Origin of the sequence: Actinomyces sp. ICM58 (genome assembly GCF_000283035.1) — a bacterium.
Classification (GTDB): Bacteria; Actinomycetota; Actinomycetes; order Actinomycetales; family Actinomycetaceae; genus Pauljensenia.
In genome coordinates this window covers 1-23,093 of sequence record NZ_ALIY01000117.1, presented here as the reverse complement: position 1 = coordinate 23,093, position 23,093 = coordinate 1, and the positions used below count along the sequence as shown (strand labels likewise).

At 67.9% G+C, this 23,093-nt stretch carries 13 protein-coding genes and 1 pseudogene; 6 read left to right on the top strand and 8 right to left on the bottom strand.

What is annotated here, in order from left to right:
* From HMPREF1138_RS05640 to HMPREF1138_RS05620, 5 genes are all read right to left on the bottom strand, one after another.
* Positions 1-677: RDD family protein (locus HMPREF1138_RS05640; protein WP_009057559.1), on the bottom strand; the 677-nt coding region annotated here is incomplete at its 3' end.
* On the bottom strand, positions 670-3,108 hold the full coding sequence (locus HMPREF1138_RS05635) for a transglutaminase family protein (protein WP_009057564.1): 2,439 nt from the start codon (positions 3,106-3,108) through the stop codon (positions 670-672). The genes HMPREF1138_RS05640 and HMPREF1138_RS05635, both read right to left, overlap by 8 nt.
* A complete protein-coding gene (locus HMPREF1138_RS05630) occupies positions 3,105-4,418 on the bottom strand; it encodes a DUF58 domain-containing protein (protein ID WP_009057567.1) in 1,314 nt (437 codons plus the stop codon). The genes HMPREF1138_RS05635 and HMPREF1138_RS05630 overlap by 4 nt, the downstream gene beginning before the upstream one ends.
* Positions 4,419-4,423: 5 nt before the next feature.
* A complete protein-coding gene (locus HMPREF1138_RS05625) occupies positions 4,424-5,389 on the bottom strand; it encodes an AAA family ATPase (protein WP_009057570.1) in 966 nt (321 codons plus the stop codon).
* 45 nt (positions 5,390-5,434) lie between these two features.
* The gene (locus HMPREF1138_RS05620) at positions 5,435-11,479 is read right to left on the bottom strand and encodes an Ig-like domain-containing protein (RefSeq protein ID WP_009057560.1); all 6,045 of its coding nucleotides are present in this window, start codon (positions 11,477-11,479) and stop codon (positions 5,435-5,437) included.
* Between the two features lie 160 nt (positions 11,480-11,639).
* On the opposite strand from HMPREF1138_RS05620, the gene rsmI reads away from it, so the two are divergent.
* Positions 11,640-12,551, top strand: coding sequence for a 16S rRNA (cytidine(1402)-2'-O)-methyltransferase (gene rsmI / locus HMPREF1138_RS05615; protein ID WP_009057554.1), 912 nt, complete (start codon positions 11,640-11,642; stop codon positions 12,549-12,551).
* Between the two features lie 29 nt (positions 12,552-12,580).
* Here the strand turns inward: rsmI and HMPREF1138_RS05610 are convergent, their stop codons facing one another.
* Positions 12,581-13,138 carry an isochorismatase family protein gene (locus HMPREF1138_RS05610; RefSeq protein ID WP_009057572.1) on the bottom strand — a complete coding sequence of 186 codons (558 nt, stop codon included), beginning with the start codon at positions 13,136-13,138 and terminating at the stop codon, positions 12,581-12,583.
* A 131-nt stretch (positions 13,139-13,269) separates the two neighbouring features.
* Between HMPREF1138_RS05610 and metG the strand changes: the two genes are divergently transcribed.
* The 3 genes from metG to HMPREF1138_RS05595 all read left to right on the top strand — a co-directional run bounded on the left by metG (position 13,270) and on the right by HMPREF1138_RS05595 (position 18,932).
* Complete coding sequence (gene metG / locus HMPREF1138_RS05605; protein WP_039937089.1) at positions 13,270-15,111, top strand: methionine--tRNA ligase; 1,842 nt, start codon at positions 13,270-13,272, stop codon at positions 15,109-15,111.
* A 122-nt stretch (positions 15,112-15,233) separates the two neighbouring features.
* Positions 15,234-16,700, top strand: coding sequence for a glycoside hydrolase family 32 protein (locus HMPREF1138_RS05600; protein ID WP_009057574.1), 1,467 nt, complete (start codon positions 15,234-15,236; stop codon positions 16,698-16,700).
* Between the two features lie 210 nt (positions 16,701-16,910).
* Entirely contained in the window at positions 16,911-18,932 is a 2,022-nt protein-coding gene (locus tag HMPREF1138_RS05595) for a sucrose-specific PTS transporter subunit IIBC (protein WP_009057563.1), read from the top strand.
* A 504-nt stretch (positions 18,933-19,436) separates the two neighbouring features.
* Here HMPREF1138_RS05595 and HMPREF1138_RS05590 read toward each other — a convergent pair.
* Positions 19,437-20,456, bottom strand: coding sequence for a LacI family DNA-binding transcriptional regulator (locus HMPREF1138_RS05590; RefSeq protein ID WP_009057565.1), 1,020 nt, complete (start codon positions 20,454-20,456; stop codon positions 19,437-19,439).
* Between the two features lie 280 nt (positions 20,457-20,736).
* Between HMPREF1138_RS05590 and HMPREF1138_RS05585 the strand changes: the two genes are divergently transcribed.
* Together HMPREF1138_RS05585 and ptsP are read left to right on the top strand one after the other, a co-directional pair.
* Positions 20,737-21,003, top strand: coding sequence for an HPr family phosphocarrier protein (locus HMPREF1138_RS05585; protein WP_003793915.1), 267 nt, complete (start codon positions 20,737-20,739; stop codon positions 21,001-21,003).
* Positions 21,004-21,007: 4 nt separating this feature from the next.
* Positions 21,008-22,690 carry a phosphoenolpyruvate--protein phosphotransferase gene (gene ptsP / locus HMPREF1138_RS05580; protein ID WP_009057556.1) on the top strand — a complete coding sequence of 561 codons (1,683 nt, stop codon included), beginning with the start codon at positions 21,008-21,010 and terminating at the stop codon, positions 22,688-22,690.
* Between the two features lie 99 nt (positions 22,691-22,789).
* Here the strand turns inward: ptsP and HMPREF1138_RS11270 are convergent.
* Positions 22,790-23,093, bottom strand: a pseudogene (locus tag HMPREF1138_RS11270) (hypothetical protein); the annotation flags it as partial.

Genomic DNA, 23,093 nt, shown 5'->3' with positions numbered 1-23,093 from the left:
GCTTCTGGCTCCGGGGTGGGAGGCGCGGGCGGCGCGGACAGCGGCACGGACGGCGGTGCGGACGGCACGGACGGTACAGGAGGGAGGGAGGCGGCGGCCGAGGCCGTCGCGTTCCACGGCTGGACCACCGGCTGCGCCGGCGCCTGGGACTGAGGGGTGATGGGCGTCTTGTATGTGTCGCGTCCGGCCTTCGTGTTAATCGGGACGATGCCCAGCGTGCGGTCGAACCACGTCCGGTTTATCTCGTCCATGCTGGCGAAGCAGATGATGATGGAACCGACACCGAAGGTCAGCGTGCCGATGGTGCTTTGCAGGAGGAGTTTTCCCAGGCCCGCCCACCCCGCGGGGGCACCCGTGTCAACGCGCACCCAGCGCACGCCGGTCAGGCTCATGAGAGGAGTCGCGCCCGTTCGCACGAGCCTGATGACCACAAAGCCAAGCCATGCGAAAGCCATCACGCCAGTAACAATGTTCAGTGTGTTGAACGCATCCAGTGACATCCTGTAGATGACCAGCAGGTAGAAGGGGGCGAAGGTCAGCAACACATCGAGCGTGCCGTAGATGATGATGGCGAGAATACGCCACGCCAGTCGGCGCCCGAGGCTGACCGCGACCGTCCCCGCCAGGTGCGGAGGAACCTGAACGGGATACTTGCCCGGAACGATCATTTCATACATTGTCCGTACCTTTCAGGGGTGTGGCCTCGTCGGTGGCCACCGGTGTCGTCTTCTTCTGGCGCCACTGGGCGAGCAGCTCCGTGAGGCGTTCGAGGCGCACGCGCAGGGGAACCCTGCGCATCCACAGCGACCTCGCCGACAGGTGCGCCCAGTAGCGCCGATACCAGGGCGTCTTCCCCGAAATCGCGGCCACGACCTCGTCCCTGATCTCCCAGGAGCGTTCCGCCGCGCGCCCCCGGGCGCCCGCGTCGGAGAACACGACCGCGTCCATCGAACGGGCCATGAACACCAGTGCGGTGCACTGCTCGTCCCACCGGTGAAAGCCGGTGTCGTCTGGGATGTCGGCGCGGCGGTCGATCAGCCTCGCGTCGATGGCGCGCGCCTGCGTGAGCCGGGTCGCCCGAATCGGGACGCGCAGGCCCGTGTCCGTCGCGTAGTCGACCACGTCGTCCCACGCGCCCGCGCTGCGTTCCTCGTCAGTGCCGACCGTGCGCCTGCGTCGCCGACGCAGCGCCTTGAACAGGAGCATGCCCCAGATCGGGGAGAGCACCAGGATGCCCACGGCGCCCCAGCCCAGGATCGCGAGGAGAACACGGATCCACGCGGGCCAGCCGTCTTCGTCATCGTCCGAATCGTCGAAGGTGTCCGGAGGCAGTTCCGCGGGGTCCTGCGGCGGGTCTGGCGGCTGGAGCACCTGCGGCTTCGGGTCGGGCTTCGGCTTGGGGACCTCCGTCTGGGGGACGTGGTCGCGCGGGGGCGTCGGGTCGAAGGGCACCCAGCCCGCGCCCTCGAAGGGGACCTCGACCCACAGGTGCGTGTCCTTGCCCGTCAGCGTCAACTGTCCCGAGGCCGGGGTCTCCGGGTGGAAACCCATGACGATCCGGGCGGGGATCTGTCGCGAGCGCAACATGAGGAGCATCGCGACCGCATACTGGTCGTCATCGCCGATGAGCTGATCCGCGCTCAGGAAGTCTTCGATGCGCGACGTGCGGTGGCCCGGCAAAGACAGCTGATCGGAGCCGTCGGAGTAGAAGCCCTGATCGTGGAGCGTGCGCTGGATGGCGCGGACCTGGGCGATGCCAGGCGCGGCGTCCCCGATCATCTCATTGGCCGCGTCGGACACGTCGGAGGGAATACCCTCATCGGAGGGAGGCGTCATTGGTGAGAAGGCACGGCCTTCGAGTTCCTCGTCGCTCCACTGGTGGGTCACGATGCCGCTCACACGGTAGGTGTCCCCCTGCGCGAGGCGCACCGTGGACAGCGCCGTCTCTAGGTGGTCGTGGAAGTAGAGCGCGTCCGCGAGCTGCCCCGCGCGATCGGAGGTGTACTCCAGTGCCCGGACGCCGTCGACCGTGGGCACCCAGTTCCCCGAATAGTCTTCGACGCGCACGGTCACGTTCGAGGCCTCGGCGCCGGCGGGCAGCGGCGTCTCGTAGAACGAGGAGCCAACGTGGCGGAAACCCGACCCGTTAGCGTTCGCGGCGATCTGGATGACGGTCCCGTCGTAGTAGTCCAGGGTCGCCAGGCGGAGCCTGCCGCCCTCGGGCAGTCCGTCCACCGTCAGCAGGTCGGTGTCCTTATCGGTCGTGTTGAGGAAGCGGAACTGGGTGGCAGGGGAGTGATACTCCTGGAGGTTGAGCGGCGGCTCGACGTAGTCGCGTGCGACCACTCGGTGCGAATCCGTGACGACGATGCGCGTGAGGGGAACGGCGATCGCGAGGGCCAGGATGATCAGCGTGACCGCGCCGATGCCTCGGCGGGCCGTGGGAGTGACCGTAGAATCGTTGAACTCGACGATCCCGCGGCTGCCTTCGCGGCGGGCGCGACCGGTGACGTGCGCGGACCAGGCGATGCCCACGACCACGCTGAACAGGCCGATCGGCAGGGCGAGGGGAGCTAGCTGAGAACTCCAGATGATGCCCAGGAGCGCCAGGATCCCGACGGGTGCCAGCGCCCACAGCGGTCGCTTGGTGCGCAACACGATGGTGAGCGCGACGAAGGCGGTGACCAGGGCGCTCAGGAACGGCATGATCGCGGGGCCCACGAAGATGCCTGCGGGCGGCTGGACCGTCAGCAGATCCTTCCACGAGGTGATCAGGCCGACGACGAGCATCTGGATGGTTCGCCGCGTGGGCACCACGTGGAAGATCGTCGTCGTCGGGAGGGCCAGCGCCCCGCCGGTCAGCAGATAGGCGGCGGCGAGCGCCAGCGTCGACCCGATGGCGCGCACGCGCGCCGCGGCCGTGAGTGCGGCGACCAGGAGGCCCACGACCAGGCCCCCTAGGGCCGCGACGTAGCCTGCGTGTCCGCCGAAGACCGGCCCGTGAATGAGGGCCGCCGCGACGAGCATCGACACGACTGCGAGGGCGTCGACGCCGCGGCGCAGGGCCGGCGAGGTCGCGAGGGACGTGGGGGAGGGGTGGGACGTCATCCGAGGGCCTTCCACATTCCGATGGCGAAGTCATCTAGGGTCGGGGCGACGACGACCGGCGTGTTGCCGAGGGTGCGCAGCTCGAAGTCCGAGTCGGTGTCGATGCGCACGCCGGTGATCACCATGTCGAGGGGAAGCCGCGTGAGCGCCGCATGCAGGTCGGCCAGGTGCGTGCGCGATCCCGAGATGACGACGGCGGTCGAGGCCTGGGAGGCCTCGGTCCCGGCGCGCTGAGTGAGGGCGCTGATGCGTTCAGCGCCTAGGACGCGCTCCACGCCGGACAGGGAATCCATCGCGTGCATCGGGGTGGGGGTTTTCAGGTGGCCCGCCTGGGTGTGGACCGACACTTCTTTCGCGTCGACCAGGGCCGCGCGCGCCATGGAGGCAGCGGCGGAGACACCGATCTCGAATTCGTCGTCGCTGGCCCACGCGTCGGTGTCGAGGTCGAGGATGATCAGCAGGTGGGAGCGGCGCGTTTCCTCAAACTGGCGGACCATGAGCTTGCCGATGCGCGCCGTGGAGCGCCAGTGGATGGCGCGCCGGTCGTCGCCGGGCACGTACTCGCGCAGGGCGTGGAAGGACACGTCCGCGGAGGACAGGTCCTGCGTGGTCGCGCCCTCGATATCGCGGATGAAACCGACCGTTGAGGCGTTCATGGCGACCGTGCGCGGGTGAATGTAGAGTTCGGTGGCGTCGGACCACGTTTGGACGCGACGGACCAGGCCCAGGCTGTCGCCGCGGATCGTGGAGGCGGGGCCGACGGCCACGATGCCGCGCCTTGTCGTCGCGATCGCGAAGACCTCCTCGTGGCTCTCACCGCGGCCCAGGGGAGGGCACAGGAACGAGTTGGCGCCCGCGCCGACGCACAGCTCGACCTTGGTGGCGCGCAGGCGACGGGACGTGGGGTTGGTGACCGTCAGGGCGCCGAGCGCTTTTTCCCCGACCGTCACACGCGTGTTGGCCAGGCGCAGCGCGACGGTGTGTCCGGCCCGTCCCAGCGACCACAGGAGGGACAGGGCCACCAGGGACAGGCACGTGAAACCGAGGACGGCCGCCTCCACCCACGAGGCCAGGGAGCCCGCCAGGGCGGCGCCCGCCCCCACGAGCGTTGTCCCCCAGCCGAGCGGGGTCACGGAGGATCCGAGCCGCATGAGCGCGCCCACTCCTCGGACGCGGCGCAGCGCGTCGATGATGCGCCGCCAGGTGGATGCGACCGCCGCCGAGGCGCGCGCGAGTCCGACGCGCGCACGTGTGACGGCGTCGAGGCGCTCGCGCAGGTGGCGCTTGTCGGCGACGGAACGCGGTGCCACAGTCCTCAGCCCTTCATGACCGGGGCGGCGACCGCTCCCAGTGCCCGCTCGATGACGCCCTCGCGCGTGGCTCCGCCGAACTCGGCGTCGGGGTCCAGGACCAGCCTGTGCGCCCACACGCGCACCGCCAGGGCCTGCACGTCGTCGGGGATCACGAAGTTACGGCCCTGGGCGATCGCCCACACGCGGGCCGCGCGCATCATCGCGATCGCGCCTCGCGTCGAGACGCCGATACGGACCTCGGAGTCGGCGCGGCTCGCCTCGCACAGGTCTTGGACGTAGGCGGCGATCGAACGGTCGACGTAGTTGTTGGCCGCCAGATCCGCCATGTCGGCGACAGCCTTCGTGGAGATCACGGGGTCCAGGGCGCGCGTGCGGTCGGGAGCGGCCGAGCCGAGGATGACGTCGATGCCGGCCTCGCGGCCCGGGTAGCCGATCGACGTCTTCATGAGGAAGCGGTCCAGCTGAGCCTCGGGCAGGCGGTAGGTGCCGGCCTGCTCGACGGGGTTCTGCGTGGCGATGACCATGAAGGGGCGTCCCGTCTCGCGGCGCACGCCATCAACCGTGACCTGGGCTTCCTCCATGACCTCCAGCAGAGCCGACTGGGTCTTGGGCGAGGCGCGGTTGATCTCGTCGGCCAGGACGATCGAGGCGAAGATGGGGCCCTTGTGGAAGTCCCACGAGCCCGTGCGCTGGTCGTAAATGGTCACGCCCGTGATGTCGGAGGGCAGCAGGTCGGGCGTGAACTGGATGCGCGAATGCGTCCCGTGCACGGTGGCCGCGATGGCGCGCGCCAGCGCCGTCTTGCCGGTTCCCGGCGCGTCCTCCAAGAGCAGGTGCCCTTCGGCGAACATGCAGGTCAGCGCCAAGCGGATGACGTCTTCCTTGCCCAGGAGGGCCTTGCCGACGTTGTTCGTGATCCTCGTGAAAGAGTCCGCGAACCAGTGAGCGTTATCTTCGGTGACTTCCATTGTTGTCCTTAGGTGTTCTGAGGGTGATTTGATGCTGTGGTGGTACTAGTGGCAGTCGAAGCGTTCGTTGAAGTTAGCGGTGTGCGTCTGTACGAGGTAGATGCTCATCCCCTTGTAGTTCCAATTCGGTTCACCTTCCCAATCGCCGTTGCCATTGGTTGTAACTGTCACGGTTGCGGGCGATCCGGCCCAGTCGATGCTGCAGGTTACTGGTGAGTTCGGAGGCCAATTCGTCAGCCTGAGGCCCTGCTTATAGTGGGGAGCCGGTCCGCAGGAGCCGATTGTGCATTTGCCTTCTCCGCCCTTAAATCCGACGACGTTACGGGCGTACCTGGGGGCCGTGGCGTTGGCGCACTGTTGACTGGACTCGCGTGTTCCCTTTTCGCTCGATGTCTGGACGGCCTTGATGCACAGCTGCGCGCTATTGCCTTCGCCGACGTTGAAGGGGCGGTGGCCCGATTCCGCACTATCGACAGACGGAATTGTCTGGCTGGCGTTTCCGGTGAGGATCAACTGGGTGGGGCGGCCTCCGCTGGCAGCGTTGTTCCAGTAGCAGTCGACCCACCCGGGTCCGCCGGGCTGACACGATACGGATGGTGTCGCGGGGGGACCGAAGGAACTCACGGTGCCGCCGGTGGCCACCGCTTCGGATGTTTTATCGGTGCCGCTCTTGCGGACGGTCACCTTGACTTGGAGCGTTGCGTCGACACCATCCGTGAGTGCGGGGCTGGTGACGGTGTGATCGCCATCCCTGGACAGGGAGTCCCAGTGGACCCCGTCGGGCGTCCACTGGTAGTCGACGACGTCGTTCTTGCTCCATCCGTTGCCCGGCTGGAACTCGACGTTGAACGCGATCTCCTTCGAGTTACCCGTGGCCCTCAGTGACGTGATCGTGGGGGCGTTGACTTGGTCGACGGCCCACACGGTGGTTGTCGCCGCGGGCGAGGTGTGCGCTCCGGGATCCTTTGTGTCGTTGACGGCGGTGACGCTGATGGAGACCTGCTGCTCGGAGTGCTTGAGATTAATGGATGTGGAGGTGGACGGAGCCTTGACTTCAACCGGGTCGGCGCCGGTCGCACTGACCGTGTACTGCTCGATGTTACGACCGTTCGTATTGGACGGTTCGTTCCACGTGACCTGCGCGATGCCATTCGAGAAGGTGGCGCTGACGCCCGACGGGGCTCCCGGCGCGCCGTAGGGCGTCACGCCCTGGGAGAAGGACGACCACTCGGACGTGTAGTTCCTATTGCGAGCCCTGACCCGAACCGTGTACTCGTGGCCATTCGTCAGGCCTGAGATCGTCAGGGACGTCTTGTTTGCGCCGGCCTGTTGCTCACCGCCCGGCGAGAGCTCCACGTCGTAGCCCTCCAGGTCGGAACCGGTGTTGACCGGAGCTGCCCACGACACGGTGATGGACCCGTCTCCGGGCTTCACGGTGGGCGCGCCGGGGGTTTCGGGCTTGGCGTCGATGAGGACACTCGTCCGGTTGGACGGATCGGATTCCCCGACCTCGTTCGTCGCGGTGACCGAGAAGGTGTGCTCGGTGCCGTTCGTTCGCCCGTCGAAGAGACACTCGGTGACAGCGCCGCAGGACTTGGAGTCGCCCTGCGTGTGGTCGGTGACGGTGAAGGAGGTGATGGGGGAGCCACCAGTGGAACCCGTGCTCCACGACACCAGGGCCGTGCCCGCGCTGTTCGATACCGCGCTCGCCCTCGTGGGCGCGCCGGGCTTATCCAGGACGGTCGCCTGAATCGTTCCCTGGACCTCGCGCTCGACGTCCTTGGTCGCGTCCTGCACGCGGTAGGTCACGGTGAAGGAGCCGTTGAAGCCGGCGTCGGCCTGGATGGTCATGGTCGACCCCGAGGCCGTGGCGCTGCCGCCCGCGGAGGTGGCAGGATCGCCCATGATGGTGAGGGGCCCCTGGTCGGCCAGCGGGTTGGTCGCGTACTCGGAGACGTCGACGGTCTTGGATTCCCCGGCCTTGAGGGTAATCTGGCCCGGGCTGGTCTGCACGAGCGGCTTAGAGGACGCGATGACGTTGACGGGCACGCTCGCGCTCGCCGAGGCGCCCTGCTGGTCGGTGACCTCGATGGTCAGCTGCCCGGCCTGGCCCTTGGGCGCCTCGGCGTCGGCGGACACCGACAGGGTGGAGCCGGAGGCGGAGGCGCTGACGCCCTCCACCTGCTTATCTGTGATCGTGTAGGTCATGCCCGCCGGGTCGTCGCCGTCGGGGTCGCTGACCCACTGGTCCATCGCGATCTGGGAGGCGTCCTCGCCGGCGGCGACGTCGACGCGGGTCGGCACGATGCGCGGCGGGCGATTGTGGGCGGATTCGACCAGGACGGGCAGGGCCAGTGTGGACACGATGCCCGTCGCGTCGGAGGGGTCAGAGCCGTCCGTGACCTCCACGATGATGGAGGTCGGGCCCGAGAAGTCCTCCAGCGCAGTGTAGGTGAGCGTGCGTGTGTCCTTGACCAGTGTGGAGCCGTCCCAGCCGAGGCCGGCGCTGGCCTTGGAATCGCCGGTCAGCTGAACGGAGCGCCCGGACCTGGTCAGAATGTAGTCGTTGAGCGCGATTTCCTTGGTGACGCCGGCCGTGACCTTGATCGGCAGGGCGCGGGTGTCCAGCGTTGGCCGGGTGATCTCGGTTCCGGGCACGCGCACAATAGCCGACGCGGACAGTCCGTCGTGGTCGGTCACCGTATAAATGACGGTCTGTGGCTTCGGGGACAGGGGAATCGTCAGGGTCTCGCCGGAGGTGCCGATGCCCGAATCCGGGCTGGAGAGCGTATCGTCCTGGATGTCGCCGTCGGGGTCCTCATCGTTTGTCAGCACGTCGACCGAGACGGACCCGGAGGCTGCCTGCACGTCGGCCAGGGACACCTCGTCGTCGCGGGCGATGGGAGCAAGGAGCGGTGCGGTGGGGGTGACCACGACGGAGCACACGCCCTCGGCGCGGCCGCCAGCCCCGTCCTCGATGGCGTAGGAGATCACGTGCGTGCCCTCCTGCTGGGGCGCCGTAAAGACGATGCGCCCGGAGCGCTCCGTCACGTCGATGCCCGAGGGCGCGGACACGGACCCCTGCGCGAGGGTCAGGGGATCGCCGTCGGGGTCAATGTCGTTGGCCAGAACGGCGACCGACACCTTGGTGCCCGGACGCACCCTCACGGAGTCCGGCATCGCGACGGGCGCCTGGTTGAGCGAAGGACGAGGCGCGACGCCGACGCGGATCCCACCGATGGCCTGCTTCCCCAAGGCGTCCTCGACGACGTAGGTGAAGGAATCCGTTCCCTGGACGTCGTTGCCGGGCGTGTACTCGAAGTTCGACCCCACCTGGGTGACGGTCCCGAGGCGCGCCGACGAGGCCATACCGACGAGCGTCACGGAGTCGCCCTCGGCGTCGATGCCCTCCAACGGAATGGGGATCGTGACCTTGTGCCCGGCGACGGTGCGGGCGACAACGTCCTTCGGGCGCGGCGCCGTGTTCGTGTCCTCGTCCATGGCGACGACGGTCAGGTTGACGACGGCCGAGGCGACGTTACCGGCCGTGTCGGAGACCGTGTAGACGATGCGCCCCGAACCGGGCCGGGAGCCGCCGCGCACGCGCACGACGTTATTCGAGACGAAGACGCTGCCCAGGTCGGCGGGGATCTCGTGCTGGAGTTCGCTGGAGACCGTGAGCTTGAGCCCCGCGGGGGAGCGGTCGTTATCCAGGACCGAAACGGAAGCCACGTCCCCGACGCGCACGACCAGGGAATCGTCGTTCAGTTCGGGCGGCGCGGATTCGGTGTTGGCGGGGGCGGGCAGGATCGTCACCGTCGCCGAGGCCGTGGCAACCCCGTTGGACACCGTGTAGGTGAACGATGCGGGGTTTGAGAGGCCGGAGGGTGCGGTCACGCGCACCATCTGGCGGTTGACGAGTGCGACCGCCAGCGGTGAACCCGTGGGCACGTCTAGTTGCTGGACGGTGAGGACGCCGCCGGTGGGGTCCGAGTCGTTGGCCAGCAGGTCCACGAGCACTTGCCCGCCGTCGGGCAGGACCCCGAGGTCGTCCTCGGTGCTGGGCGGCAGGTCGGAACCGGTGGGGGCGACGTCCACGCGGATGATGCCGGTCGCGGTCGTGGGGCCGTCCGTGATCGTGTACGACAGGTAGTAGGTGCCGGCGGTATTGCCGTCCACCGTGATTGTTCCCGCCGTCGAATCCATCACGGCGGTGATGCCGGCGGGCACGTCGTCCACGGAGACGAGCCTGAGCGTGTCAGAGTTGGGGTCGGTGTCGTTAGCCATCGGCGAGATCGACGCGGATGAGCCTTCGCGCACGACGAGGTGGTCGGCGTTTGCGACCGGCGGCTCATTGGCGCTTTCCTTGACGGTGACGTTAATCGAGCCGTCGCCCGCGTCGCGCCCGTCGGACACGCTGATCGCGACCGCGTCCTTGCCGGGCGCGTGCCCGGCATCGATGATTTCAACGTTGCCGTTTTCGTGGGAGTTCACCGTCATCCCCGTGGGGGCGGTCGCGCCAGCCAGGAAGAAGGGGTCTCCGTCGGGGTCCACCCAGTTCGTCAGCCCGTTGACGGTGGTCCGACCGCCCTGACCCAGGGAGACGGAGGGCACGATCTTCTGCACGGGCGCCTCGTTGACGTCGTCGCCGTGGACGGTCAACGTCACGTGGGCCTGCGCGGTTCCGCCCCGCCCATCCGAGACCTCGTAATCGAAGGTCGACGTGCCCGACGCGTCCTTGTTGACGGCGATCTGCAGGGCCGCACCCTCTCGGGCGACACTGACCTGCCCGAGGGAGGGCTGCGTGAGCGCCGAGGCCGTCATGAAGTCGCCGTCGGCGTCGGAATCGTTCATGAGGACAGGAAGGATCACGGTCTTTCCTGCGCGCACCCCGAAGTCGTCGTCCACGGCCTCGGGCGGCGTGTTGTCCTGGTTGCGGTCGGGTGCGACCGTGTTGTCGATGTCGTCGACGGACTGGTCCTCGGTTTCTTTCTCAGACTCGAGTTTCGATTCCAGCTGATCCCAGTTGTCGACCAGGATCATGTCGGAGTCGGGCAACCACAGGCCGTCCTTCTCGATGTCGTTGAGGACGATGACGTCACGATTGGTGCGGAAAATAGCCTTTTCGGCGCTCGCGAGGGAGTCGACGACCATCTCCCGGTCATCTGCGTCGGAGGGGCAATCCCTCACGAACGCGCCGGTTGCCGACCAGGCCGCATACGCGCACTTGTTGTGCGCGACCGGGCGGGTGGGGTTGCCTCCGGGGGCGGGTGCCGGCACGGTCGTAGGGCTCCCGCCGCCAATGGGAACCCTGATGAGGGCGTCGGGGGAGGAGAGTAGGACCTCGTTCGTCTTCGGCCCGGTGTCCTGGAGGACGACGCGCTCACCGTCAATGCGCTGCGTCTTGCCGCCCGGCAGGTAGAGCGTGGAAGTGTCCCGATCCCAGACGACCACGTCGGTTCCGACGGCCGCGATCTGCAGGTAGTCGGTGGCGCCGATGCCCGTCAGGGGTGTGGTCTTGGTGTCTGTCAGCGCGCGGCGCTTCAGCAACGACGTCACGCGCCCAGCCTCGGCGGACACCGCGTGGACGTTGCCCTCCGAGTCCACGGTCGTGATCGCGCCGGGTACGTCAGAAATACTGGCGTCCGCATCGTCCGCGTTGATGGGCGCGGGGTGGTCTGCCTGCTGCACCCACACCTTGCCGTTGGGCGCGTCCGTGACCGCGATTGTGCCGCCGCGCACGTCCGTGGTCATTCCCCGGTAGTCCACTGCCGACGTCAAGGTGGCCGTTGTGACGTCAATGGGAGACAGCGTGTTGGCCGCCTGATCGGAGAGCTGGACCTGCTCGCCGTTCTGGAAGACGTCGAAGGCTGAGGATGCCGCGTGCAGCCCCGCGTCCATGAGGCGTGCCGGGACGTTCACGTGTGCGACGATGCCTCGCTTCGCGTTGGTGACCCACACGCCGCCGTCGTTGAGGTCGACCTTGGTTTCTTCGACGCCGGGCGCGATGAACGCCAGGACGAGTGAACAGACGCCGAGGGCTGCGACCGCGCCGGTGAGGACCGATCGACGGGGGTTCCGAATACGCATGCGGGGTCTCCAAGAAGAACACGTTAATGGGTATCCATTTCATGCTACGTCAGCCAGACAAGGCCCCTCGCCATCCGCGTGTACAACTTCTAGTACAGTCCTGCGCTCCCCATCGAACCCGCGCCGTGCACTCCTCTCGCGGGGGTGAGACGATACCGGCATGGACGCCGCAACCGACCTGACCCGACCCGCTGAGAGTGCCCAGGCCTCGTCCCCGAATCCGCAGCGCGGAAGGGAACCCTACCGTCAGCCGGGAGGATCGATCCTGCTGGCCGCCACCCCCATCGGGGACGTGCGCGACGCCTCCCCGCGCGTCGTCGAAGCCTTGCAAGGGGCAGACATCGTCGCCGCCGAGGACACGCGACGCGCCCTCGCTCTCGCCTCGCGCCTGGGCATCACGCTGGGTGGGCGCCTCGTTGCCCTGCACGACCACAACGAGGCCGCCAAGGCCGCCGGCATCGTCGAGGCCGCCCAGGGCGGGGCGCGCGTCGTCTTCGTCTCCGACGCGGGCATGCCCACCGTCTCCGACCCGGGCTTCCGCCTGGCGCGCGCCGCCATCGACGCCGGCGTGCCCCTATCCGTCCTGCCCGGGCCCTCCGCCCCCCTCGTCGCCCTCGCCCTGTCCGGCCTGCCCTCCGACCGCTTCGCCTTCGAGGGGTTCCTGCCGCGCAAGGACGGGGAGGCCACGCGCTACCTGCAGGACCTGGCCACCGACCCGCACACGCTCATCTTCTTCGAGTCGCCCAGGCGCGCCGCCGCCACACTCGCGCGCATGGCCGAGGTCTTCGGGGCGCAGCGCCCCGCCGCGCTGTGCCGCGAGCTCACGAAAGACTACGAGGAGGTGCGCCGCGGCACGCTGGGAGAGCTCGCGGAGGACGCGGGCGACGTGCTCGGCGAGGTGACGATCGTCGTCGCCGGGTACGAGCACAGCGCGCGCGCCGAAGACCACGTCGGCGCGGTCCTGGCGCTCGCGGCGGAAGGAATGCGCCTCAAAGACGCCGCAGCCGAGGTGGCCGCGGCGACGGGCGCGCGCAAGAACGACCTCTACAAGGCCGCCCTCGCCGCGAAGTGACGAGGCCGGGGCGCCGTCAGGGAATTTGCTCAGACGAGCAAGACGCCCTCCGTCATCATCCACTCGCGAGCCTGCTCTCCCAGCTCCTCGGAGACGGGGGCGGTCAGTTCACGCAGGACGCGCGTCGGGAACCCGGCGTGGACAGCATCCACGGCCGTGCACGCGACGCAATGCGACTCGGCGAGGCCCACGACATCCACGTCCGTGATGCCAGCCTCGCGCAGCGCCTCCTCCAGCGTCTTCCCATCCTCGGTCGTTCCCTCGAAGCCCGAGTAGGCGGCCTCGTACTGGCCCTTCTTGACCGTCACGTCCGCGCTGACGTTCGCGAGGGCCGGGTGCAGCTCGGCCTCCGCCGTGCCCGCCACGCCGTGCGGGGGCCACGTGTCCACGAAATCGGGGGTCTCCGAAAAGTGAGCGCCCGGATCGATATGCCAATCCTGCGTGGTGACGATCAGCTGGTACTCGTCGCGGTGCGCGTCCACGTAGGCGGCCACGGCCTCGGCGACGGCGTTACCGCCCGTCACCGGGAGGGCACCCCCTTCGCAGAACGTGGGCTGAACGTCGACGATAATGAGTGCGCGGGGCATGGGACCTCCCTGATACATCAGTAATTTCCCTAAGGGTATCACCCGGCTCACAGTCGGCGATCGCCTGTTTCGATTCCTCGACATGCGGCCGGTTCCCCGTTCGGGACAGCTACGCAGTATTGTTAGGGGCTATGAGTCGTATTCTGTCCGCCGTCGCATGGCCCTACGCCAACGGCCCCCGTCATATTGGCCACGTTGCGGGATTCGGTGTCCCCTCCGACGTTTTCTCCCGGTACATGCGAATGGCCGGCCACGACGTCCTCATGGTCTCCGGCACCGATGAACACGGAACCCCCATCCTGGTGGCCGCCGACGGCGCGGGCATGAGCGCCCGCGAACTCGCAGACCGCAACAACCGACTTATCGTCGAGGACCTCGTGGCGCTCGGCCTGTCCTACGACCTCTTCACCCGCACGACCGCCGGCAACCACTACCGCGTCGTCCAGGACATGTTCGCCACCGTGCGCGACAACGGCTACATGATCGAGCAGGTCACGCGCGCCGCCATCTCCCCGTCCACCGGCCGCACCCTGCCCGACCGCTACATCGAAGGCACGTGTCCGATCTGTGGCGCCGAGGGCGCGCGCGGCGACCAGTGCGACAACTGCGGCAACCAGATGGACCCGACCGAGCTCATCAACCCGCACTCGCGCATCAACGGCGAGACCCCCAACTTCGTGGAGTCCGTCCACTACTTCCTGGACCTGCCCGCCCTGGCCGACGCCCTGTCCGCCTGGCTCGACGAACGCGAACAGTCGGGCACGTGGCGCCCCAACGTCATCAAGTTCTCCAAGAACTTCCTGGAGGACATCCGTCCCCGCGCGATGACGCGCGACATCGACTGGGGTATCCCGGTGCCCGGCTGGGAGGACCAGCCCACCAAGCGCCTGTACGTGTGGTTCGACGCTGTCATCGGCTACCTGAGCGCCTCCATCGAGTGGGCGCGCCGCACCGGCGACCCCGAGGCGTGGCGCCAGTGGTGGAACGACCCCGAGGCCCTGTCCTACTACTTCATGGGCAAGGACAACATCGTCTTCCACTCCCAGATCTGGCCCGCCGAGATGCTCGGCTACAACGGCCAGGGTTCCAAGGGCGGCACCCCCGGCGACCTCGGCATCCTCTACCTGCCCACCGAGGTCGTCTCCTCCGAGTTCCTCACGATGGAGGGCAAGAAGTTCTCCTCCTCGCACGGCATCGTCATCTACGTGCGCGACTTCCTCTCGCGCTACCAGGCCGACGCCCTGCGCTACTTCATCAGCGCGGCCGGCCCCGAGACCTCGGACTCCGACTTCACGTGGGCCGAGTTCGTGCGTCGCACCAACGGCGAGCTCGTCGCCGGCTGGGGTAACCTGGTCAACCGCACGGCCTCCATGATCGCCAAGAAGTTCGGCGAGATCCCCACCCCCGGCGAGCTGCAGGACATCGACCGCGCCCTCCTGGACGCCGTCGAGGCCGGTTTTGCCACCGTCGGCAACCTCATCCGTCACCACCGCCAGAAGGCGGCGCTGTCCGAGGCCATGCGCCTGGTGGGCGAGGCCAACAAGTACGTGACCGACACCGAGCCCTTCAAGCTCAAGGCCCCCGAGCAGCGTGAGCGCCTCGCCACTGTCCTGTGGACCCTCGCCCAGGCCGTCGCGGACCTCAACCTCATGCTCTCCCCGTTCCTGCCCCACGCGGCCAACGACATCGACCGCGTCATGGGCGGCGAGGGCGCGATCGCGCCCATGCCCCACATCGAGGAGGTCGAAGAGCTCGACCCGCAGGTCCTGCCCGCCGACTTCGAGGGGCGCGCAGGCTACCCGATCATTACCGGCGACTACACGCACGTTCCCACCTGGGAGCGCCACCCGATCACGCCCGGCACCCCGATCGCCAAGCCCACGCCGGTCTTCGTCAAGCTTGACGAAGCGATCGTCGAGGAGGAGCTTGCCCGCTACGCGGACGTTCACCCCGACGACGTCACGGGGGCCTAAGCAGGGTTTTTCCTTGTAACGCCGCCCCTCGTGGCCGAGGGTGAGCGAGCGTGAATGCGCGCGGGCGGGACGGAAGCGTCCCGCCCGCGCGTTTGTCTCCTACGGGGTGTTACCGTGAGGTCATGGCCGAAGATTTTCTCGCGTCCGCCCTCGCTGCCGAGGCCTCGTCGCGCGCCCCTCACGATCCCGACTACCCGCTCTTCCACGTCGCGCCCCCGGTGGGCCGGCTGAACGACCCGAACGGCCTCATTGAGGTCGACGGGACGTACCATGCCTTCTTCCAGTACACGCCCGAGCATCCGCGCAGGCTCGTCTACTGGGGCCACGCCACCTCCCGCGACCTGACCCGCTGGGACTACCACGCCCCCGCGATCCTCCCCGACACCCACCAGGACGCGAACGGCGCCTACTCGGGCACCGCCATCGAGGTCGGCGATCACGTCGAGCTGTGGTACACCGGCAACTACAAGGACGCCGAGACGGGGGAGCGCGAGGCCACCCAGTGCGTCGTCACGACGACCGACATGGTCACCTTCGATAAGCAGGTGCCCCCGATCATCGGCCGCCAGCCGGAGGGCTACACCGCTCACTTCCGCGACCCACAGGTGTGGCGCGACGCGGACGGCTCCTATCGGATGCTGCTCGGCGTCCAGCGCGAGAACCTCACGGGCGCGGCCCTGCTCTACCGCTCCGCGGACCTGCGCGCGTGGGAGTGCGAGGGTGAGATGACCTTCCCCGACGCCGGCGGCGCCTTCGACGCCTTCGGCTACATGTGGGAGTGCCCCAACCTGGTGCGCCTGACGGACGAGGAGACCGGCCGAGCTCACGACGTGTTGATTTTCTGCCCCCAGGGTATTTCGCCCGAGCGCGAGGGCTTCGAGAACATCTTCCCGTGCGTCGCCGTCGTCGGCGAGCTCGTCGGAACCGAGCTGCGGGGCGCCGACGGCTCCTTCGAGGAGCTCGACCGCGGCACCGAGTTCTACGCGCCCCAGATCATGGCGCGCTCCGCCTCCACGCCGCCGGCGTTGCCGACCCTCCTCTTCGGGTGGGCGGGCAACGCGAGCGAGGACGACCAGCCCTCCATCGAGACCGGCGGCTGGGTGCACTGCTTCACCGCGCCGCGCGCCCTGAGCCTGCGCGGCGGCCGCGTCATCGCCCGCCCCTACCTGCCGGGCCTGCCACTGGCACCCGCCACGCTTGAGGGCGCCCCCGGGGACGAGGCAGGGGCCCGGATCTCGGAGCTCGTCGGCTCGCGCTCGTGGCGCCTGGCCTTCGACGCCTCCTACGAGGGGGCGCTGTCCGTGCGCATCGGCGAGGAGTCGGGCCTGTCGGTTACTCTTGAAGATGGACGCCTCACCGTCGACCTGAGCGGCACTCGCTACCCCCACGGCGGCCGCCGCGTCGTCACCCTGGACGCGGGGGAGGCGCGCCGCGTGGAGATCCTGCACGACCGCTCGATCACCGAGATCTACCTGGGCGACGGCTCGCGCGTCTTCACGACCCGCACCTTCCTGCGCGGCGAGGGCGCCGGAGTGGCGCTCTCGGGTGCCGCCTCCGTGACGAATGTGAGCGCCGCGCGCGCCGACTGAGCGACCCGAGGACGAGGCCGTGGCTGCTTGAGTGCCACGGCCTCGTCCCATGTGGGCGGTTTCTCATGTCGCTGGCGTGAGATTTCCCCTCATCACCTTGCCATAGTGAGGTCTGTCATCCTAATATGTCAATCGATTGCTACACACCGCCCAGCGCGCTGCGGACAATGACGTACTGCGTGGGTTTTTTAGAAAGGAATGTGGTCAGCGATGGATCACGCCAAGGTGGCAGGGGAGGTCGTCGAAGCAGTCGGCGGCGCCTCCAACATCAGCGCAGCAGCACACTGCGCAACCCGTCTCCGCCTGGTGATCGCGGACGAGTCCAAGATCAACCAGCAAGCCCTCGACGACAACGAAGACCTGAAGGGGACGTTCGCCGCCGGCGGCATGTTCCAGATCATCGTCGGCCCCGGCGACGTCGACCAGGTCTACGACTACATGGTTGCAAACCACGGCGTGCGCGAGGTCTCCAAGGACGAGGCCAAGGAAGAGGCCGAGGCCGGCGGCAATATCTTCTCCCGCTTCGTGAAGATGATCGCGGACATCTTCGTCCCGGTCCTCCCGGCCCTGATCGCCGGCGGTCTTCTCATGGCCCTCCACTCGGTGCTCACGGCCAAGGGCCTCTTCGGCGACCAGTCCGTTATTCAGATGTTCCCGGTGATGACCGACTACGACGCGCTCATCAACCTCGTCTCCTCCGCTGCCTTCGCGTTCCTTCCCGTCCTCGTCGGCTTCTCCGCTGCGAAGCGCTTCGGCGGTAACACCTATCTGGGCGCCGCGATGGGCGCCGCCATGGTGTCGCCCTCGCTGCTGTCCGCCTACTCCATGACGGACGCCGCGGCCGCCGCCAAGTTCTGGGCCTACACGGACCAGTCCTCCGTGTGGAACCTCTTCGGCCTCGAGGTCACCAAGGTCGGCTACCAGGCGATGGTCATCCCCACCCTGGTCGTCACCTGGATCATGTGCCTCATCGAGAAGAGCCTCCACAAGGTCCTCAAGGGCACCGCGGACTTCCTGCTCACCCCGCTCATCACGCTGCTGATCACCGGCTTCCTGGCCTTCGTCGTCGTCGGCCCCATCACCCGTGAGCTCTCCAACTACCTGACCTACGGCATCAACTGGGCATACACGACGCTCGGTCTCTTCGGTGGTCTCATCTTCGGTTTCTTCTACAGCGCCATCGTGGTGACCGGCCTGCACCAGTCGTTCCCGGCCATCGAGATCCCGCTGCTGCCCTCCAACGGCGGCGCCGGCGACTTCATCTTCCCGATTGCCTCCATGGCGAACGTTGCACAGGGCGCGGCCGCCCTGGCCGTCTTCTTCAAGACCCGCGACGCCAAGCTCAAGGGCCTGGCCGGTGCCGGTGGCGTCTCCGCCGTCTTCGGCATCACGGAGCCCGCGATCTTTGGCGTCAACCTGCGCCTGCGCTGGCCCTTCTACTGCGCCATGGTCGCGGCTGGCATCGGCTCCGCGGGCGTCGCCCTGCTGAACGTGCGCGGTCAGGCCCTGGGTGCCGCCGGCTTCGTCGGCTTCGTGTCGATCATCCCCCAGTCGATCCCCGCCTACCTGGCCCTCGAGGTCCTCGTCTTCGTCCTGTCCTTCGGCTTCACCTTCGCCTACGCCATGACGCGCGGCAAGGCCGACATGGAGGGCCGCGCGCCCGCTAAGAAGGAGGCTGTCGTGGCCGCCGCGGTCGCGGCTCCCGCTGGCGGTGCGGCTCCTGCCGCCGCGCCCGCCCCGGTTCCGTCCTTCTCTGACGAGGCCAAGGCTGATCTCTCCGTCGCCTCGCCCCTCGCGGGCACCGTGGTTCCGCTGGAGCAGGTCAAGGACGAGTCCTTCGCCAAGGGCATGCTCGGCCCCGGCATCGGCATCGAGCCCGCCGACGGCCTGGTTGTCGCTCCCTTCGATGGCACCGTGACCGTCGCCTTCCCGACAGGCCACGCCTACGGTCTGAAGTCCGCTTCCGGCGTCCAGGTCCTCATCCATGTCGGCATGGACACCGTCAAGCTGGATGGCAAGGGCTTCACGCCCCGCGTCGCCAAGGGCGACGTCGTGCGCCGCGGCGATGTGCTCGCCGAGGTCGACCTCGGCGTGATCCGTGCGGCCGGCTACGAGACCATCACGCCCGTCGTCGTGACGAACAAGAAGAAGTTCGGCGCTGTCACGCCGCTCGCGAGCGGGCAGATTCTGCGCGGCGACCAGCTGCTCGAGGTGACTCCTAAGGAGGCCTGAGCCGGGAGTCACTCCCGACGTAACGGGTGGGTGGCACCAGCAGCGGTGCCACCCACCTCTTTTCTGCTCTCGTCTGGGTGTGGCCACAGCGAGTGGTTTCCCAACAATGTCGCATGCAATTTCCCTGTAAACCTTTCATGCATTGAAATATGGGTGTTGCAATTCCAACGTTTGCGGGCCTGTCGAAAAGTTCGGGTAGCCGAATTGCATGCGAAATGTGGGGGAAGCGGCCGACGGTGACGATCAGAGGGGATAGGTGACCTGCTCACACATCGGGCCGAACGCGCAGACAGGTCCTGCTCACACATCAGGGCCGAACATGTCGAGAGGTGGCGAACATGCGGATAGGTTCTGCATACGCGGATAGGTTATGGCGATGCGGATAGCTTATTTACCTATCCGGATGTGGATAACCTATCCGCGTGCGGACCTGTGGGCCCTCGCGGGGCAAGAAATAAACCGGGTCAGCGATGAGCGGTGACCATCTCGCAGCACGTGAGGTGCTCAGGCGCTGATCGAACGCCCCGGAATCAGCGTTCCCGGGAACTCGATCGTGGGGGCGGGTGCCCCGGCCTCGTCGATGGTGTGCCTGGCCGCGCCCTCCATCTGCTCCAGGAGGATGTTGACGGCGGCGCGGGCGATTTGCTCGATCGGCTGGCGGATCGTCGCCAGGTGAGGCAGGGCGCGGCGCATGGATTCGGTGCCGTCGAAACCGATGACGGACAGGTCTCCGGGCACCGACAGGTCCCGGTTGCGCGCCCACTCCAGGACCTCCGCGGCGGCCAGGTCGTCCGTGGCGAAGATGCCGTCGATGGGGGCGTTGGTGCGCGCCTGGTCGAGGCTGCCCTGCACCATCGCAAAGCGCTGCGGGGTCGGCGTGTCGAAGGGGACGGTGATGACGCGCGCCTCCAGGCCAGCCCGCTCGACCTCGGCGCGAAAGCCGGCCTCGCGCAGGTTGCGTGGCCCCAAGCGGGACGTCAGGAGCAGCGGGTGGCGGCACCCCGCCTCGAGGAGCGCGCGCGTAGCCATCGCGCCCGCTTCCCGGTTCGCGCAGCGCACGTTCGGGATCGACGGGCTCAGCTCGCGGTCGATGGTGACCAGGGGCATGCGGATCGTGTCGTATTCGTTCAGGCCCTCGTTGTGCGCGCCGGAGATGATGCCGTCCACGCGGTTGCCGACGAGCAGGGACAGGTATTCGCGCTCGCGGGCGGCCCGTCCCATCGAGTTGCAGATCAGGATGCGGTAGCCGGCGTCGGCCAGGGCGTTTTCGACCTCGACGGCGAGTTCTCCGAAGAAGGGGAGGGACACGGCGGGAACGATCAATCCAACGGTCTGGGTGCTCTTGCCGTGGAGGGCGCGCGCCAGCGAGTTGGGGCGGTATCCCAGGGCGTCGATGGCGTCCGCCACGGAGCGCTTGGTTTTTTCTGACAGGTAGCCGCGGTTGTTGAGGACGCGCGAGACGGTCGTCGGACTGACGCCAGCGAGCTGGGCGACGTCGGCCAGCGTAGGTTCGCGGGAGCTCATGCTCGCTTTCCTTTCGTTGGTACTTCTCCAGTCTAGTCGGTGAGGGCGCGCGTGGCCGCCCGTCGGTGCGACGAGGCCGGGGCGGGCTCGATCGGGCAGGGCCGGTCGGCGTCGTGGTGGGGGCGCCTCTCGCATAGTTTTTCGCCATTTATGATGGTGATGCATCCCATCTAGCCGCGTTGTGGGATGGAGTTTTCAAATGAGTGCACTACGTCATAGTATGAGCGGTACGGGTCCACGTGTCTAACGATGGACATACCCGCATTCGAAAGGAACGACTATGATTTCCCGCACCGTTGCAATTGGTTCCTCCGTTGGCCTCCATGCGCGTCCCGCTTCCGTCCTCGCCGAGGCCGTTGATGATTCCGGCGTCGAGGTGACCATCGCGTTTGATGGCGAGGAGGCCGACGCCGCGTCGCTCCTCGAGATCATGACCCTGGGCGCCAAGCACGGCGACGTCGTCACGCTGTCCACCGAGGATGATTCCGCGGGTGCGGTGCTCGACTCGCTCGTCGAGCTGCTCTCGCGCGACCTCGACCAGGAGTGAGCTAATGGCGACGCATGACGTCCTGCACGGGATTGGCGTCTCCGCTGGCACCGCTGCTGCGCCTGCCGCTATCGTTCAGCCTGCACCCGGCGTTGACACGTCGGAGCCGGGCAGCGTCGATGCTGCCGCTGACGGCGCGCGTGTCCGCGAGGCGCTCGCAGCTGTTTCCTCGCGCCTGAGCGAGCGCGCGGCGAAGGCGCCGGAAGAGACGAAGGCAATCCTGAAGGCCACCGCTCAGCTCGCGGGCGACCGTGGCCTGGCTAAGGCCGTCGACAAGAAGCTGAAGAAGGGCCTCGGTATCACCCAGGCTGTCCACGACGCGGTCGAGGACTACGCGCAGATGTTGCGCAGCCTGGGCGGCTACATGGCGGAGCGTGCGACCGACCTGTACGACGTGCGCGACCGCGCGATCTGTGAGCTGCGCGGACTGCCCGAGCCGGGCGTCCCCGCGTTCGACGGCGCGGTCATCCTGGTGGCGCGCGACCTGGCTCCGGCCGAGACCGCGACCCTGAACCCGGAGACCGTCCTCGGTATCATCACCGAGGTCGGCGGCCCCACCTCGCACACGGCGATCCTGGCCGCCCAGCTGGGCATTCCCGCGATCGTCAAGGCCGGGGGGATCATGGACGTCGAGGAGGGCACCGTCCTGGCCCTCGACGGCGGCGTCGGCGAGGTCATCGTCGCTCCCACCGAGGACGAGATCGCCTTGCTGAAGGAGCGCTCGCTGCGCCGGGCGCAGGCGCTGGCCGGCTCGACCGGCAAGGGCGCGACCTTCGACGGCTACCCCGTCAAGCTCCTGGCGAACATCGGTACGGTCGACGACGCGCTTAAGGCTTCCAAGGTGGACCTGGAGGGGTCGGGCCTGTTCCGCACCGAGTTCCTGTTCCTGGAACGCGCGGACGCTCCCTCGCTGGAGGAGCAGACGGACACCTACACGAAGGTCCTGCAGGCCTTCGGTGACCGTCGCGTTGTCGTGCGCACCTTGGATGCTGGCGCGGACAAGCCGCTGAGCTTCGCGGATCTGGGTGCCGAGGAGAACCCCGCCCTGGGCGTGCGCGGCCTGCGCCTGTGCCAGAGGCGTGAGGATCTCATCGACACGCAGCTGCAGGCCCTCGCGGCCGCCTACAAGGCGACCGGCGCGGAACTGTGGGTGATGGCCCCCATGGTTGCCACCGCCAGCGAAGCCACGTGGTTCGCGGATAAGGCGCGAGGCTACGGCTTGCCCAAGGTCGGCATCATGATCGAGGTGCCCGCGGCCGCCCTGCGCGCCGAGCAGCTCCTGTCGATCGTGGACTTCGCGTCCATCGGCACGAACGACCTGACGCAGTACACGATGGCGGCGGACCGCCTGGACGGCAACCTGGCGCCGCTGCTCAACCCGTGGCAGCCCGCCGTCCTGGAGATGATCCGTCACGCCTGCAACGGCGGTCGCGCGACCGGCAAGCCGATCGGCGTGTGTGGCGAGGCCGGCGGCGACCCGCTGCTGGCCCTGGTCCTCACCGGTCTGGGTGTCGCCTCCCTGTCGATGGCACCCTCGAAGGTCAACGCGGTTCGTGCGGCCCTGCGCATGCACGACCTGGCGACCTGCCAGCAGATGGCCGCCTTCGCGGTGGATGCTCCCAACGCCAAGGAAGGCCGCGAGAACGTGCTGAAGCTGGTGGCTCCGGCCATGCTGGATCTGCTCTGATCGGAGGCTTCTCGCTACGAGACACGGGGTGGGCCCGGGAACCGATGGTTCCCGGGCCCACCCCGTTTGCGACGCCGCGTCGCGGTGATCTCGACGCGCCTAGTCCGTGCGGATCGCATCCGCGGCGCCCGACGCCTGCGCCGCAGTGTCCTTCCGCTTCTTCGACCGTCCCGAGAAGAGCGCCGTGATGATCAGGATGACGCCGATCGCGGCGACGGCGCTGATGCCGAGCACCGGCAGGTTGAAGGTCGAGATGTAGGCCTCGGCAATCAGGAATGCCCCGACCATGCACACTAGGACCGCCCAGACAAACGCGCCGACGCGCACGCCCCTGCTGGGCGCCTCGGGCAGGTCGCGGATGTTGACGGGCCACGCGGGAGCGCTCCACGTCTGGGCTCCTGAA

Coding starts and splice junctions, on each gene's coding strand:
- HMPREF1138_RS05595 (WP_009057563.1), top strand. CDS start 16,911: ATGGATCACGCCAAGGTGGCAGGGGAGGTCGTCGAAGCAGTCGGCGGC.
- HMPREF1138_RS05620 (WP_009057560.1), bottom strand. CDS start 11,479: ATGCGTATTCGGAACCCCCGTCGATCGGTCCTCACCGGCGCGGTCGCA.
- HMPREF1138_RS05600 (WP_009057574.1), top strand. CDS start 15,234: ATGGCCGAAGATTTTCTCGCGTCCGCCCTCGCTGCCGAGGCCTCGTCG.
- HMPREF1138_RS05610 (WP_009057572.1), bottom strand. CDS start 13,138: ATGCCCCGCGCACTCATTATCGTCGACGTTCAGCCCACGTTCTGCGAA.
- HMPREF1138_RS05625 (WP_009057570.1), bottom strand. CDS start 5,389: ATGGAAGTCACCGAAGATAACGCTCACTGGTTCGCGGACTCTTTCACG.
- metG (WP_039937089.1), top strand. CDS start 13,270: ATGAGTCGTATTCTGTCCGCCGTCGCATGGCCCTACGCCAACGGCCCC.
- rsmI (WP_009057554.1), top strand. CDS start 11,640: ATGGACGCCGCAACCGACCTGACCCGACCCGCTGAGAGTGCCCAGGCC.
- HMPREF1138_RS05635 (WP_009057564.1), bottom strand. CDS start 3,108: ATGACGTCCCACCCCTCCCCCACGTCCCTCGCGACCTCGCCGGCCCTG.
- HMPREF1138_RS05590 (WP_009057565.1), bottom strand. CDS start 20,456: ATGAGCTCCCGCGAACCTACGCTGGCCGACGTCGCCCAGCTCGCTGGC.
- ptsP (WP_009057556.1), top strand. CDS start 21,008: ATGGCGACGCATGACGTCCTGCACGGGATTGGCGTCTCCGCTGGCACC.
- HMPREF1138_RS05585 (WP_003793915.1), top strand. CDS start 20,737: ATGATTTCCCGCACCGTTGCAATTGGTTCCTCCGTTGGCCTCCATGCG.